The organism is Streptomyces sp. NPDC002104 (assembly GCF_053593795.1).
The window spans coordinates 209,440-223,672 of the sequence record NZ_JBSFDF010000005.1 but is presented as its reverse complement, the minus strand read 5'-3'; the positions used below and the strand labels follow the sequence as shown (position 1 = coordinate 223,672).

11 protein-coding genes are annotated in these 14,233 nt (G+C 69.8%); 5 read left to right on the top strand and 6 right to left on the bottom strand.

The features are described from left to right. Nucleotides 1-267: 267 nt before the first annotated feature. Entirely contained in the window at nt 268-2,280 is a 2,013-nt protein-coding gene (locus ACWCP2_RS07130; protein WP_450907569.1) for an ATP-binding protein, read from the top strand. Between the two features lie 194 nt (nt 2,281-2,474). On the opposite strand, the gene ACWCP2_RS07125 is transcribed toward ACWCP2_RS07130, so the two are convergent. Continuing rightward, on the bottom strand, nt 2,475-2,915 hold the full coding sequence (locus tag ACWCP2_RS07125) for an SRPBCC family protein (RefSeq protein WP_450907568.1): 441 nt from the start codon (nt 2,913-2,915) through the stop codon (nt 2,475-2,477). Between the two features lie 1,484 nt (nt 2,916-4,399). After that, nucleotides 4,400-5,293 (bottom strand): DUF4437 domain-containing protein, encoded by an 894-nt coding sequence (locus tag ACWCP2_RS07120; RefSeq protein ID WP_450907567.1) that lies wholly within the window; start codon nt 5,291-5,293, stop codon nt 4,400-4,402. A 79-nt stretch (nt 5,294-5,372) separates the two neighbouring features. Between ACWCP2_RS07120 and ACWCP2_RS07115 the strand changes: the two genes are divergently transcribed. Further along, nucleotides 5,373-5,933, top strand: a complete 561-nt coding sequence (locus ACWCP2_RS07115; RefSeq protein WP_450907566.1) for a TetR/AcrR family transcriptional regulator — start codon at nt 5,373-5,375, stop codon at nt 5,931-5,933. 134 nt (nt 5,934-6,067) lie between these two features. Here the strand turns inward: ACWCP2_RS07115 and ACWCP2_RS07110 are convergent, their stop codons facing one another. The 3 genes from ACWCP2_RS07110 to ACWCP2_RS07100 form a co-directional block, all read right to left on the bottom strand. After that, a complete protein-coding gene (locus tag ACWCP2_RS07110) occupies nt 6,068-6,988 on the bottom strand; it encodes an alpha/beta hydrolase (RefSeq protein ID WP_450907565.1) in 921 nt (306 codons plus the stop codon). 325 nt (nt 6,989-7,313) lie between these two features. Next, nucleotides 7,314-7,985 (bottom strand): TetR/AcrR family transcriptional regulator, encoded by a 672-nt coding sequence (locus ACWCP2_RS07105; protein WP_450907564.1) that lies wholly within the window; start codon nt 7,983-7,985, stop codon nt 7,314-7,316. Between the two features lie 101 nt (nt 7,986-8,086). Next, nucleotides 8,087-9,532 (bottom strand): dihydroorotase, encoded by a 1,446-nt coding sequence (locus tag ACWCP2_RS07100; protein ID WP_450907563.1) that lies wholly within the window; start codon nt 9,530-9,532, stop codon nt 8,087-8,089. A 161-nt stretch (nt 9,533-9,693) separates the two neighbouring features. Between ACWCP2_RS07100 and ACWCP2_RS07095 the strand changes: the two genes are divergently transcribed. Genes ACWCP2_RS07095 through ACWCP2_RS07085 form a run of 3 tightly spaced genes read left to right on the top strand, consistent with a single transcriptional unit; the run spans nt 9,694 to nt 13,253 of the window. Continuing rightward, nucleotides 9,694-10,923, top strand: coding sequence for a CaiB/BaiF CoA transferase family protein (locus ACWCP2_RS07095; protein WP_450907562.1), 1,230 nt, complete (start codon nt 9,694-9,696; stop codon nt 10,921-10,923). 24 nt (nt 10,924-10,947) lie between these two features. Continuing rightward, entirely contained in the window at nt 10,948-11,793 is an 846-nt protein-coding gene (locus ACWCP2_RS07090; RefSeq protein WP_450907561.1) for a cyclase family protein, read from the top strand. Beyond that, nucleotides 11,790-13,253 (top strand): MmgE/PrpD family protein, encoded by a 1,464-nt coding sequence (locus ACWCP2_RS07085; protein ID WP_450907560.1) that lies wholly within the window; start codon nt 11,790-11,792, stop codon nt 13,251-13,253. Before ACWCP2_RS07090 ends, ACWCP2_RS07085 begins: the two co-directional genes overlap by 4 nt. A 15-nt stretch (nt 13,254-13,268) precedes the next feature. On the opposite strand, the gene ACWCP2_RS07080 is transcribed toward ACWCP2_RS07085, so the two are convergent. Further along, a complete protein-coding gene (locus ACWCP2_RS07080) occupies nt 13,269-14,198 on the bottom strand; it encodes an HpcH/HpaI aldolase/citrate lyase family protein (RefSeq protein WP_450907559.1) in 930 nt (309 codons plus the stop codon). Between the last annotated feature and the right edge of the window lie 35 nt (nt 14,199-14,233).

Genomic DNA, 14,233 nt, shown 5'->3' with positions numbered 1-14,233 from the left:
GGGACGCGTCTAGCACCCTCTTCGACACCGGATGCCTCTCCGCGGCGGAGCCCCTGGGACCGGGGCATGGCGACGGTTCCGGCCCGCCGTGGCGAGCCGGCCGGCGTTGTCGGCGGCGCGCATGATCAGAACCGAGCCGGCGCCGGGTGCACGATGCGCCGGCGAAGGACGCACGGCAGCGTGGATCGGCCCACGCGCACCCTCGTATTACGGCCCTGTCTGCTCATTTCCGTGCACGGGCCGTGGGGCGCGGCCGAGAATGCTGTGATGATCTCCGAGCTTCCTGAAGCGGCATCGAATTTCATAGGCCGTGCGCCCGAGAGCGCGGCGCTGGTGACCGCGCTCACCCAGCGGCGGCTGACGACCGTGGCCGGCGTCGGCGGTGTGGGAAAGTCGCGTCTCACCCTGGACGTGATCGGCCGCGGTGTGGGCGAGGACGTTCTGATCGCCTGGGCCCACCTGTGGCCGTTGCAGGACAAGAGGCGGCTGGTTGCAGTCATCGCGGATGCGGTGGGATTCTCCGACCACCAGCACCGCGAGCCGCTGGCAGGGCTCTGTGAGTGGATGGCCGAGCGCCGGATACTGCTGGTACTGGACTCGTGTGAGCACCTGACAGGCCCCGTGCGCAGTGTGGTCGGGGACCTTCTGACCGCCTGTTCGGGGCTGCAGGTTGTGGTCACCAGCCGTGAGCCCCTCGGCATCCCGGGTGAGCACGTTCTTCACCTTGAGCCCCTGCCCCAGGCGGAGGCCGTGCAGCTGCTGCGCGAGCGGGCGGTGGCCGTGGGCTCATTCTGGGACGGTGAAGAGGAGCAGGCCGCGGCGGCGGAGATCTGCCGGCTCCTGGACGGTCTGCCGCTGGCCTTGGAGCTCGCCGCCGCCCAACTGGCCCACACGTCCCCTCAGGCTCTCGCCGGTCGGCTGCGGGCCCGGGCTGGTGCAGCCCTGCTGCGCACGCGGGAGCCCGTGCAGCCTGCGCGTCATCGGAGTCTGTGGACGGCCATGGGGTGGAGTCATGAGTTGTGCAGTCCGAAGGAGCGGCTGTTGTGGGCGCGCCTGACCGTGTTTCGTCAGCCCTTCGCCCCAGACTCTGCCCAGGCGGTCTGTGCGGATGGCGTACTCCCGGTCGATGAGGTGGCCGGGCTCCTGGAGGGCCTGGCCCACAAGTCGGTGCTGACGCGGGTCGGGGAGCGGTGGCGGCTGCTGGAGCCACTGCGTGAGTACGGCCTGATGTGGCTCACGGAACTGGGTGAGGGCAACGAGCTCGCGGACCGGCACGCCGCCCATTTCGCCGCGGTGACCGCCCAAGCTGAGGAGGACTGGCTGGGGCCGGGTCAAGTCGACGCCTACGCCAGCGTGGAGGCCGCCCACCTTGAGCTGTGCGCAGCCCTGGACCACCTCCTGGCCTCCTCCCCGGACCGGGCTCTGGGGCTGGCGGGACGGCTGGGGTTCTTCTGGGCGTGCACCGGGCACCTGCAGGAAGCCCGCGACTACCTGGAGCGCTGCCTGGACCGGACACCGCAGCCGGTCGGAGCGGCCCATGCCCAGGCCCTGTGGGCCTTGGGCGTGACCCTGCTGCTCCAGGGCGACCACCACGGTGCACTCGCCCTGGCCGACACGTGCAGTGCGGCGGCCGACCCCGTCCTCGACTCCGAGGGGGCGTTGCGGGCGGCCTATCTGGGTGGGCTGGTTCACCTGATGGACGGTAACCCCCAGCTCGCGCACGACACCGTCCGAAGAGCCCTGGACGCGGCTCCCCATGACCCGTTCTACTCCCAGGGCCGCCTGTTCTGCCGACTGGTGGCAGTCTTCGCGCTCACCGGCAGCGGCGACCTGGGCACAGCCGAAACGAAGGCCGCCTCGCTCCGCGAGAAGTGCGCCCTGATCGGCGAGTACTGGACCCGCTCATACACCGAGTACCAGCTCGCCCTGATCGCACTCCTCCAAGAGCGGGCGGACGTGGCCGCTGAGCGGGCCCAGACGATGCTCCGCTCGAAGCGGAAGATCGGCGACAGCTTCGGCGTCGCCCTCGGCTTGGACCTCCTCGCCGCCGCGACCGCCCGACAAGGGGAAGAGAAGAAGGCGGCGTACGCCTACGCGGCAGGGCTGGTGCACTGGCGCGCTGTCGGCCATCCCCAGCGCGGCACCCCCGAACTCGCCCCCGTCCGCCGGCAGTGCGAGGAGACACTCCGCTCCCGCCTCGGACCGGACGGCCTGGCCGGGATCCTCCAAGAGATCGAAAGGCAGGACCCAGGCGCACTCCTGGCCCGGCTACTCCCGTGACCTTCAGGTAGGAAAGCGACCTTGAGCTGCCTGGGAAGCAGAACCCGAAGTCCGTGCGTTTCCCTCCGACGGCCTGCCCCGATTGGGACGCCAACGACGATGAGGTGCTCGACCGCCGAGCCGAGCAGCTTGGAGCCGTAGCCCGCCAGCACGGCGGAGATGCGGACATCCTGCGTCGTCGCCATCTCGGCCCGTCACCCGTTTCGGGCCTCGGCTTCGGTGGGCAGTCGCTCCGCGACCTTGTCGGCGAGCGTCTCGAACTCCGACCGCAGGAAGGGTTCGGCGAGTCTTGCGAGGCCCTTGAACTTCAGGGAAGCGGTGTAGGTCAGCTGGGTGACGGCAGCCGAGCGCGGCTCGAACCGCATGACATCCCTGGCCTCCACGGTCTTGTTGGCGCCGGCGAAGACGAGCCGGTGTGGCTCCATGGACTCCAGGCGGTACACCAGGTTCGTGGTGCGTCCGCGAAAGCGCGAGGTGTTGTGCCACGTGGCACCGGGCCGAACCGGTCCGTCGTCGATCCGGGCACACCGGACCGTGCCCGGGTCCCAATCCTGGGCATGCCCGAAGTCCGCCAGGTAGGCCACGAGCTCGTCGAGCGGCATGCCGACGAGAATCTTCCGTTCCACCTTGATCATGTTCTTCGCTCCTTCTACCACCGTCTGGACCGTCGAAACTCAGAGCGCTTCAACGCTTCTTCGCTCTCGGGCTCCGTGTCGGATGCGGCCGCCGAGATCACTGTGTGACCGCCTCCCGGCCTTCATTCACGCAGGAGCGTGAAGCTCCGCGTAGACGGAGGCGAAGGCAGAGGCCGCGGCGTCGATCGAGTAGATCGCGCGAACGGTGGCCCGGCACGGTGTGCCATGGTGTTGACCACCGCGGGTTCGAGAGACAACAGCTGCTCCAGCCCCATGGCCAGGGCTTCGGACGACGAGGTGTCCAGGAGGATCCCGTTGACCGACGTAGCAGGCCCTGCCGGTGCTTGCCGAACAGGCCAGCGCCTTCTCCAGGCGCCGCAGTGCTTCCGTGTCCCGTCACGGCGGTGGCCGCACGTCCGGCACGCTGGTCGCTGACGCGCCGGTGCGGGTAGGGAGTCGCGGTGAAGACCAGGCGGGCACTCAGTGTGCGAGCGGCTTCGGCGACCCGCCAGGGATCCGTCGACAGCGTACCTGACGTGGACGAGGTCGGGGCGTCGTCCCAGTCCCTCCAGGATCCTGCGGGCCCACCAGGCGAGTGCGCGGCCGTCGAGCGCGGCTCCCGTACCCGGGGTGGCCATGGTGTGCGGGTCGGTCGGCAGGGTAAGAGTCCGGTTTCCCGGGCCGCGACCGCGTACGACAGACGTGCCTGCCAGAAGTCCGCGCGCGAGGGTGTCGCCCAGGCCGGCGAAGAAGATCCCGAGGCCACCGCCGCTCCCCCCTCCCGGGGTGTCCATCTCACCGAGCGGCATCGACGGGACCACGAGCAGGCCGCCTCCGCGCGGCAGCACGCGCGGCTCGTACAGTTGCCCGCCCCTGGCGGCCGTGAGGAGCCAGCGTTCGTAGGCGTCGAGGGTCGCGTCGGATCGTGGGAGGAGATGGCGATGCGCGGGCTGGTCCGCGAGGTGACGCCACAGGGCGAGCCTGGCCGGCCTCTTGTTCAGGGGTTCCCGTCGGACGAGGGAGGCCCACTGGGTCGGTTCCAGGACACGGAGCCGTCCTGCGCTGGCGAGGTCCATCAGGTGGTCCGACGGATGGCTGTCGTCGGTCACAACTTCGGATGGGGGAATGAGCATTCCGGCACCCCCGCTGCGTTCGGATGCGGGACTTTTGCCGACGCGACCGGGACAGGCAGTCCTCTGACGGAAGTGAGGTCCTCGTGCCGCGGGTCACTGTGATCACTCCAGCGTCCACTCGCACGCCGCCCCGCGGTCCGTGCTGCTGGGAGAGCTCCGGGCGGCGGGAGCGGAGGTGACGTTCGCCTGCGCCGAGGCGTTCCCGACTGTGACTGGGGCCGCTGGGGTGGACTTCACCCCTCTGCCGGTCAGGCGCAACGCGCATACGGGTATCGCGCGGCGCGCGGTGCAAGGTCGGGACGAGGCGGGGCGCTTGGCGGAGTTCCTCGATGCCCCGCACGCGGGGGCCGTTTACTGGTAGGTGGGGTTGTCCCAGGGGCCGATGCTGCGGGAGCGGACCGGTTCGACGAAGCGCGGCGGGACGCTGTGCGGGTGGTCGGGACCCCAGTTGGTGGCTTCGCCCTCCATGACCACACGGGCGTCGGATGTGTACCAGTCCACGAGATCGCTGTCGGAGCGCACGATCCAGGTGCAGCCCTTCTCCGCGTCGGCGGTGAAGTCGCCGTGTCGGATGAGGGCGGGGCGCCAGAAGTAGGTTCCGGGCCACATTTTGCCGTAGTTGTAGTCGAAGGCGCCGTCGAGGCAGTAGGCCTCTTCCGTGCATGGATGGTGGGCGAGGGGTTCCTCGCGCCAGCCCGGCTTGGCCTTGATCAGCCGGCTGTAGAAGCCGGTCTTCTCGTCGCGAGCCAGCATCTTGATGTAGAGGCCCGGGACGGGTGTGCCGCCGAGGTCGAAGCGCATCGGGCTGCCATCACGCACATCGATCCAGGGCATGTCCGAGGTCTGCAGGACAACCAGTTTCTGGTCCGGACGCAGGCCTTCTCGGTCGGTGGTGGCGAGATCGAAGTGCCAGTCGCCGTACTCGCGGAAGAGCAGGATCTCGGTGCCGGCTTCGGCCGTGATGCGGGGAGTGTGGACTCCGGCCGGGGCCATCCAGAAGCCCTCGGGGCCGAGCACGGTGTCCCCGACGGTCACCCTGCCGGTGAGGACGTACCACTCGGTGGCCGCATGGTGGACGCCGGCCGGCCGTGACCAGTCGGTGGTAAAGCAGACCTTCAGCGAGGCCGATCCGTCCTCCTCGTCGTAGCTGAGGTTGCGCTGGCGGGCACTTCCCTCCGCGTGTTCGAACTCCCCGGTGTGCCAGATGAGATCACGCTCGTCCACCAGTTCCACGTGCGGCCGCATGGCGGCTCCCTTCGAGTCGATTTTCCGATACAGAAAGTAGCGGTAACCTATTTGCGGCACAAGATGTATCGTTAATCCGGTGACCCAACCTGGCCGCCCCGCGGGACCGACTTCCGAGACCGAGACCGTCGTGCTGACCGCCGCCCTGGACCTGCTGCTCACCGAGGGCGCGGCGGCGCTGTCGGCGCAGCGGCTGCACGCCGCCACGGGAGTCTCGCGGTCGACGGTCTACCGACACTGGCCCACTCCCCATGCGGTTCTAGCAGCCCTGGTCGAGGTCGCTCCGCGACACGAGGCCACCCCGACCGGGGATGTCCGGATCGATCTGCACACCCAAGTCGACGTCTTGTGCGACCGGCTGCGCGACAAGCCGGTCGGCGGCTTCCTGCAGGCCATCGTCGCGGCGGCTGCCTGGGATTCGGCGATGGCAGGCCTTCGCCGGAGATACGTCGAGGACCTCTTGGAGCCGTTCCGAGCCGCCCTGGCACCCGCCGGTCTGACCGCGGCCGAACGGGACGAGGCGGTCTCGGCGATCGTTTCGCCCCTGCTGCTGGACTCGCTGCTGCTGGACAGGCCGGCAGCTCGTGGACGCGCCCACCGGACGGTCGACGAGATCGCGGACGATGCCGGGACTCCCTAGGCTCGACGCCGACCGGCTGCTCGACGGTCAGGCTCCGCTCACAGCCGGGCGCGCACGGGTCCGGGCAGCGCCTCTTCCATGCCACGGCGCCCGCCCCCGTCGGCGTTGGGGGGCGGGCGCCGTGTCGGAAGGGATCAGGATCCGCTGAGCGTCTGGATGGTGCCCGCCGTCCGCAGGGCCTCGTATCGACTGCCGCCGGGACGGTGGGTGGCCGTGACCGTGCCGCTCACGTCATCGGCGGCCCACGTAGTGGCGAACTCCTGGAGGACGGCGACGTTGGCGGCCTGGGGAGTGCCGTTGAGCACGGTGCAGAGCGAGTCGGTGCTGGCGCCCTCAGCGTCGCAGTGCGACCCGGTGGTGAGCCTGACGCCGAGGAAGGCCCGGTGGACGTCGGTGGTCAGTTCGACGGTGCCGGAGGCCTGGCTGTTGGCACTGTAGGGCGGCGAAGAGATGGCGTGGATCGGGAGGTTGGTGTTGTTCAGGCCGTTGAGGGCGTTTGCCATGTTGAGCCCGGTGAATGAGTTGACGGGGTCCAGGAGCACGAGTCCGGAGAGACGGGCGAAGGCATCCGGGTAGTTCGTGCGAAGCCGGTTCGCGACGTAGCTGACGGCCTCTCCCCCGGCGGAGTGACCGGAGAAGACAAGCGTGGAGGGCAGCTGGAGGTCCGGCCGGCCGGCCTTGGCCGCGGCGTCGGCAAAGCTGCGCCCGAGCTTGTCGTTCGGGTCGGCTGACTTCCCGAAGAGATCGGCAACGTTGTTGAGGAATGCCGTGTTGTTCCCGAGGTTGGAGACCGTGCAGCCGAAGGTGTCGGAGGAAGGCAGCGTCGGGGCGAAGACGACGAAGCCGGCGGCGGCGTAACGGCGGGCGGCATCTTCGAGGTGGTCGTTGGCGCGGCTGAAGCCGTGCTGCAGCCAGACGGTCCCCTTGGGTGTGCCGGCGGGGAAGTACCAGTCCCCCGCTCGCTTGTAGACGAGGAAGGCGCAGCGGACCTCGACGGTGTTGGAGACCTTGACTACGCCTGCGGAATCCTGCTCGGCAGCGGGGGCGGGCGACACGGCCGTCAAGGTCGCGACAGTGGCCAGGGCCGCGGCGAAAAGGGCGCGGGGGAGGAAAGTTCGTCTGTGCGAGGTGTCTGTCATGGGGACTCCCAAGGAGGGGGGCCGCGTGGCGTCGCGGCGGCGCCAGCCGATCCGGACCGGATCGGCGTGTTTCCTCTGTTGGAACTTTGTTTCTCCAGCGGTCCCATTGGGCCCCAGCGGGGACGGCACGTCAAGCAGTGCGACGCGGATTCTTTCGCGCCGTTCCCGCCTTCTCGGAACATGCCTGAAGCCCCGTCACGCAAGGGCGTGGTGACGGGGCTGGAGTACTTGTGCCTGCTGGTCAGCCGCCCGCGGGCGAGCCGCGGAATCCAGTGAGAACGGGTTGCACGAGCCGTTCGATCGCCTTGCGGCGGGCTACCTCGTCTCCCCGGCATGGTGCGACGGGGCCGGCGACGGCCGGGAAGAACGGTGCGAGGGCGATGTGCGGAAGCAGCAGGAGCAAGAGGGAGAGAAGCGCATCGACGTCGGCGTCGGGGCTCAGGTCCCCGGCCGCGACGGCTTCTTGGACGAGGGGACGCAGGCCGGCGAGGTAGAGGTGCTGGACGGGTTCGAGTACCGCCTGGCGCACGACGGGGTCGATCTCCATGTTGGTGGCCGCGGTCACCCCGCGTTCCAGGGGGTGGGTCTCGAAGTAGGAGACCCAGGCGTCCATCGCTTCGATGAGGTACGCAGTGAAGTCGAGTGTGCTGCCGCGGCCGTCCGGGCGGTAGCCGTCGAGCCAGGGCCGCATCGCCTCGAAGATGCGCAGGGAGGTCTGCTCGGCAACGTAGGTGAACAGGTCGAGCTTTCCGGCGAAGTACTGGAAGAGGGAGCCCTTTGCGACGCCGGCCTGGCGGGCGATGACGTTGAGGCTGCCGGTCGAGTAGCCGTGGGTGCCGAATTCGTCCATAGCGGCGACCAGGATGCGTTCCCGTCGTTCCGGGGAGAGGTGCGTCCAGGTGGTGGTGGGCATGCGCGCTCCCCGACGGTGACCGGGCGGCCGGGTGACCGCCCGGTCATCGTCGGGTGTGTGCGGACATTGTGTCAACGCGAGAAGTCACCGCGGGCTTTGGTTCAACGGGAGAGGTAGCGCCCGGAGGGGTGGGCTGTGACGGCTCCGTCGCGGTAGGCGATCCGGCCGCCGACGATGGTGATCGTGGGCCATCCGCGCAGTTCCTGCCCTTCGAAGGGGCAGTGGTCCTGTCCCGACAGGAGGAGGTCGGCCGTGACCGTGCGCACGGAGTCCAGGTCGGCGACGACCAGGTCGGCGTCGGAGCCCACCATCAGCGATCCCTTGCCGGTGAGGCCGTAGGCGGCGGCCGGGTTGGCGGAGAGCAGTTCCGCGATGCGGCGCAGTGGTAGTCCGCGCTTGTGGTGGCCCTCGGAGAGCAGGATGGGGTAGAGGAGCGCGGTGCCGCCGAAGCCGGGCAGGGCGGGCCACAGGGCGTCGCCTTTGGATTCCTCCATGCAGCAGGCGTGGTCGGAGGCGATCCAGTCCACGGTTCCGTCGAGGACGCCGTCCCACAGGGCGTCGTTGTCGGCGCGGGTACGGATGGGCGGGTTGACCTTTGCGCCGAGGCCGCGGCCGGCGGCGTCGAGGCTCTCGTGATCGAGGCACAGGTGGTGCAGGGTCACCTCGGTGCGCAGGTCGAGGCCGGGCGAGGCGGCGCGTGCCGCGCGGGCCCCTTCGAGGGCCGCGGCGCTCGAGAGGTGCAGCAGGTTCACCGGACAGCCGGTGGCGCGGGCCAGTGCGGCGGCCTCGCCGATCGCGACTTCCTCGGTAAGCGGCGGGCGGCCCTCGTGGTAGGCGCGCAGGGTTTGGGGGTCGCCGGACCGGCGGACCCGGTCGATGAACAGCCGCATCAGCTCGGACTGTTCGCAATGCAGGGAGAGCGAAACCCGGCCGCGGGGACGGGCGGCGCCGGCTGCGGCGACCGCTTCCATGAGCTGGTAGAGGTGGCCGAGGTCGTACTCCTCGCCCTCGGCGGTCATCCGGAATCCCTTGGCGTCCCTGGAGTCGGCGGAGAGGTTGAAGCCCTTGTAGAACATGTAGTACTTGAAGGAGCTGACGCCGTGTTTCGCGACGAGCTCGGGTATCTCGCGCACTTGGGCGGTGTCCATGGGGGCGAGGTGGAAGCCGTAGTCGGTGTGGCTGCGGCCTTCGACCGCGGCGAGGACTTCCGGGAAGATGTCGTCGTAGGTGCCGGTCCGGTTGAGGTAGTGCTCGCCCGTGCGGAAGTAGGACAGAACGCTCGTTGCGCCACCGACCAGGGAGGAACGCGTCTCCTCCTCGGCGTCCTGCTCCAGGGAGCGGTAGATACCGAGATGGAAGTGGGCGTCGACGGCTCCGGGGAAGACGATCCGGCCTGCGGCGTCGATGACTTCGGTCGCCTCCGAGTCGTCGATGCGCTGTGCCAGGGCGGCCACTTTGCCGTCGCGCACCGCGAGGTCCGCGGTGATCTCGCCGAGGCCGGGCTCCACGAGGGTGCCGTTCTTGATGAGCAGGTCGTAACGGGACATGACAGGCCGGGTAGCCGCAGGCGGCACCACCCGTACCTCCCTTCCGCATCCGTGGATTTTAGGGAAACACCGTTTCCCTTTTGCGTAGTGGACGGTCATGCTAGCTTTCCGAAACAGCGTTCCACAAGGAGAAACAGCGACCCGTGAAGGTGCGTGAGCCGATGGAACCTCCCCTCCCCCACGTCGCGCGTTCCGTCGCTCCGGGGCCTCTGCACGGAGTGACCGTCCTGGACTGCGCCACCCTGTTCGCCGGACCGCTGGCCGCCACGATCCTGGGTGACTACGGTGCGGACGTCATCAAGATCGAGCACCCGGTGCGGCCCGACCCGGCTCGCACCCATGGCCCGTCCAAGGCCGGTGAGGGGCTGTGGTGGAAGATGCTCGGCCGCAACAAGCACGCCGTCACTCTGGATCTGAGCCGTCCCGACGGTGCCGGGCTGATGCTCCGGCTGGTCGCCCAGGCTGATGTCCTGATCGAGAACTTCCGCCCCGGAACCCTGGAAAGGTGGGGACTGGGGCCGACAGACCTGCACCGGGCAAACCCTCGCCTCGTCATCGCCCGCGTGACCGGCTTCGGCCAGTACGGTCCCTACGCCCGCAGGCCCGGATTCGGCACTCTCGCAGAGTCCATGAGCGGCTTCGCGGCCCTGACCGGCCAGCCCGACGGTCCACCCACCCTGCCGCCCTTCGGACTGGCCGACGGAGTGGCAGCGCTGGTCGCCGCTTCGGCCGTACAGACCGCTCTCTACCATCGCGACGTGCACGGCGGCCCTGGGCAAGTGGTCGATCTCGCCATCATCGAGCCGCTGCTCACCCTGCTCGGACCGCAGCCCACCGCGTACGACCAGCTCGGCACCGTTCCCGCGCGCACGGGCAACAGGTCCGTGAACAACGCTCCCCGCAACATCTACCCGACCCGGGACGGCGCCTGGGTGGCCGTCAGCACCTCGGCGCAATCCGTCGCCGAACGGGTCATGAAGCTCGTCGGGCATCCGGAGGTGACCGACGAGCCCTGGTTCGCCGGCGGCGCCGGCCGCGCGGCGCACGCGGATCTCCTCGACGCCCAGGTCGGCGAGTGGATCGCGGCACGGGACCGGGACACCGTGATCGCCGCCTTCGAAGAGGCCGAGGCCGCGATCTCCCCCGTGTACGGCATCGCAGACATCTTCGAGGACCCGCAGTATCAGGCCCTGGACTCACTGACGACGGTGGACGACCCGGTACTGGGCCCGCTGCGCATGCAGAACGTCCTGTTCCGGCTGTCCGCCACACCGGGCGCCATCCGCTGGACGGGCCGCGCCCACGGCAGCGACACCCGGGCCCTCTACGGCACCCGGCTCGGTCTGTCGCCGGACGAACTGGACACGCTCACCGCAGACCGCACGATCTGACCCGACCCTCTCAGGGAGGCAGCATTGAACAGAGTCCACGGGTACCTCGGGAGGCCGGTGTCCCTCACCGGCTCTCCCGTGATCGACCTGGCCCAGCCGATGCGACGGGGCATGCCGCAGTCGCCCAACCATCCGCCGTTCCGCATGCTCCTGGAACGTCGTCACGGCGACTACGTGCGCGAGGACGGAGGCTCCGCAGCGAACGAGCTCATCGTCACCGGTGGCCACGTCGGTACGCACGTCGATGCCCTCGCCCACGTGTCGCAGGCGGGACTGCTGCACGGAGATGTCCCGGCCGCCTCGGTCCAGAGCCACGAAGGGTTCTCCCGGCACGGGATCGAGGAGTTCCCCCCTTACGTGGGCCGTGCTGTCTTCCTGGATGTCGCCGCTGTGCACGGCGTCCCGGTGCTCCCCGCCGGGTACGAAATCACCGTCGCCGACCTGCACAAGGCACAGGACACCGCCGGGGTGGAGATCGAAGCGGGCGGGGCGGTACTGCTGGGCACGGGCTGGTCCCGGCACTGGGACGATGCGCGCGTCTTCACAGGACAGGAGGGCGGAGCACCTGGGCCCGGCCCGGCGGCCGGAGCCTGGATCGCGGACCACGGAGTCCGGGTGGCCGGCGGCGAGACCATCGCCTTCGAACACATTGCAGCGGGGCGCGGTCACGCCGAACTGCCCGTGCACCGGATGCTGCTGGTCGAAGCCGGAATCCACATCGTCGAGACGATGCGCCTCACCGAGCTCGCCTCAGCACAGCGGGCCGACTTCCTCCTGGTGCTCGCTCCACTGCCGCTGGTAGGCGCAACCGGCTCCCCCGTGCGCCCGCTCGCCGTCCTGCCCGACCACGACACGGCGGTCCCGGCATGAGCAGCGAGACGTACGCCGCCCGCCTGGCAGCATTCGCGGCCTCACGCAGGGAAACCGGGCTACCTCCAGAGATTACGGCGGATGCGGCCGCACGGACGCTGGACTGCCTGGGCAACGCTCTGGGGGCGCTCGGTGCACACACCGGCGAGATCTCCGGGCCCTCCCCTCAGGCAGCGGCACTGGCAATGGCCCGCGCGGCTGGCGGAGTCGGCGAGGCGACGGCGGTGGGCAGCGGACTTCGGATGCCGGGCGACCGAGCCGCGCTCGTGAACGGCACGCTCGCGCACGCCCTGGACTTCGACGACACGCACCTTCCGTCCGTCCTGCACCCCACTGCCGCTGTACTGCCCGCTGCGCTGGCGGCAGCCGAGGCCACGGGGGCCACGGGGGCCGCGCTGCTGACCGCGCTCGCCGTGGGCGGTGAGGTATGCGTACGCCTCGGCATGGCCTCCTACGATCCGGCTCTCAGGAACTCGGTGTTCTTCGAGAAGGGTCTGCACGCCACGTCCATCTGCGGCACCGTCGGCGCCGCCGTCGCCGCGGGCCTGATGTACGGGCTGAGCGAGGCCGAGCTGGCGCACGCCATCGGTATCGCCTGTTCCATGGGCGCCGGGGTCATCGAGGCGAACCGGACCGGGGGCAGCGTCAAGCGCCTGCACTGCGGATGGGCCGCCCACTCCGGGGTGTGCGCTGCCCAGTTCGCCGCGGGCGGGGTGACAGGACCGCCGACCGTACTCGAAGGCCGCTTCGGATTCCTGACCGCCTTTTTGGATGATCGGTGGACGCCGGGCCCGCTGGTGGCCGGACTGGAGGAGATGGACGCAGTCACGAACTGGCAGTACGCGCGGACTGTTTTCAAGCCGTACCCTTCCAACCACTTCACTCACCCGGGGATCGACTGCGCGCTGGCCCTGCGCCGGGCCGGGCTCCAGGCCGGGGAAGTCTTGAGGGCCGAGCTCGGGGTGGCCGCCGCCCCTCGTCGCACCATTGGCGAGCCGCACTCCGAGAAGGCGCGTCCCCGCACCCCCTACCACGCGAAGTTCTCGGGGCCGTACACCGTCGCGGCGGCGCTGCTGTCAGACGCGGACGACAATGATCCCGGCCTGGGGCACGCGGACTTCTCTGCCGGTGCGTTCACCGATCCGCGTCGCATCGCGCTGGCGGAACGGGTCCAGGTCGTCGTCGACGAGCAGTGCGATGCGGAGTTCCCGCAGACCTTCAGCGCCGTCCTGCGGGTAACCACGCGTCGTGGCCGGGTCGTTCAGTCGCGGGTCACCAGCTCTCTGGGTGGACCCGGCACGCCGCTGTCCCAGGCTCAACTGGCCGGTAAGTTCAACCTCAATGCGGAGCCGGTGCTCGGAGCGGCCGGCGCGGGCCGAGTCATCCAGGCTGTGAGCGCGCTTCCCGCGGCGCCGCGCGGGGCTGCGACCGCACTGCTGGATCTGACCCGGATCGGTTAGGGATCGGGCTTCGGTTCAGCGGCGGACAGCGAGGACCCGGCGAGCGGCGCGGGCGACAGCCGCGTCCACCATGCGCCCGTCGGGCCCGGTGGTGACGCCGGAGCCGTCCCGCGCCGCCTCCTCGAAACGTTCCAGCAGGGCCCGCGCTGCCGCCACCTCGTCGGCGGTGGGTGTGAAGACGCGGTTCACGGTGCCCAGTTGATTGGGGTGGATGCAGGCTCGGGACCGGTAGCCGAGCCCGCGCAAGGCCCGGGTACTGCGGGCCAGAGCGTCCAGGTCGGTGAAGTCCGTACTGACGGGTCCGACCGGTGGGAGCAGGCCGGTGGCGGCCGAGGCGAGGAGGACGTCGGTGCGGATGGCGACCAAGGCTGCCCCTGCCGCCGCGCCGTCCGGGTCCGTTGCATCAGGCATCGTGATGCCCAGCTCGGCGCACAGGTCGGCCTCGCCGAGTTGCAGGTGACGTACCCGCGGCGCTCTCGCGATCCGGTGTACGTCGAGGATGGCCGAAGCCGTCTCCAGCAGCGGTGCGAGGACGAAGGTCTGCGCGGGGAGCCCCAGGTGCTCCTCGGCTGCGGTCAGGAGGCGGTGCTGGGCCTCGATCTCCTCTGTGCCGGAGCATTTGGCAAGGCTGAAGCCCGTCACCCCGGGCCCGGCGAGGCGTGCGCTCTCCTCTCGCCCCCGCGCGCCCGGGTTCACCCGAATCCAGATCTCCGGGCCGGGCTCGGTGCCGCGCACGTCTGTCTGCGTCCCAGGGGCATGCAGCGCGTCGAGCCAGTCATCCACCAGCTCGAGCGCCCGGTCCTTGCCCGAGGCGGGGACGGCGTCCTCCAGGTCGACGATCAGCGCATCGGCCCCTCGATCCAGCGCTTTGGCAAGCATCTCGGGACGGTCACCCGGAACGTAGAGAAGGGAGCGGGGCACAGCCTTGAGGTGGCTCGCTGTCATCGCAGGACACTCCGATCAACCATGGGCAGCCCAGC

What these genes read in the sequence shown, in the direction of transcription:
- ACWCP2_RS07130 (WP_450907569.1), top strand. Translation starts at nt 268, where the DNA reads ATGATCTCCGAGCTTCCTGAAGCGGCATCGAATTTCATAGGCCGTGCG.
- ACWCP2_RS07125 (WP_450907568.1), bottom strand. Translation starts at nt 2,915, where the DNA reads ATGATCAAGGTGGAACGGAAGATTCTCGTCGGCATGCCGCTCGACGAG.
- ACWCP2_RS07120 (WP_450907567.1), bottom strand. Translation starts at nt 5,293, where the DNA reads ATGCGGCCGCACGTGGAACTGGTGGACGAGCGTGATCTCATCTGGCAC.
- ACWCP2_RS07105 (WP_450907564.1), bottom strand. Translation starts at nt 7,985, where the DNA reads ATGCCCACCACCACCTGGACGCACCTCTCCCCGGAACGACGGGAACGC.
- ACWCP2_RS07100 (WP_450907563.1), bottom strand. Translation starts at nt 9,532, where the DNA reads ATGTCCCGTTACGACCTGCTCATCAAGAACGGCACCCTCGTGGAGCCC.
- ACWCP2_RS07095 (WP_450907562.1), top strand. Translation starts at nt 9,694, where the DNA reads ATGGAACCTCCCCTCCCCCACGTCGCGCGTTCCGTCGCTCCGGGGCCT.
- ACWCP2_RS07085 (WP_450907560.1), top strand. Translation starts at nt 11,790, where the DNA reads ATGAGCAGCGAGACGTACGCCGCCCGCCTGGCAGCATTCGCGGCCTCA.
- ACWCP2_RS07080 (WP_450907559.1), bottom strand. Translation starts at nt 14,198, where the DNA reads ATGACAGCGAGCCACCTCAAGGCTGTGCCCCGCTCCCTTCTCTACGTT.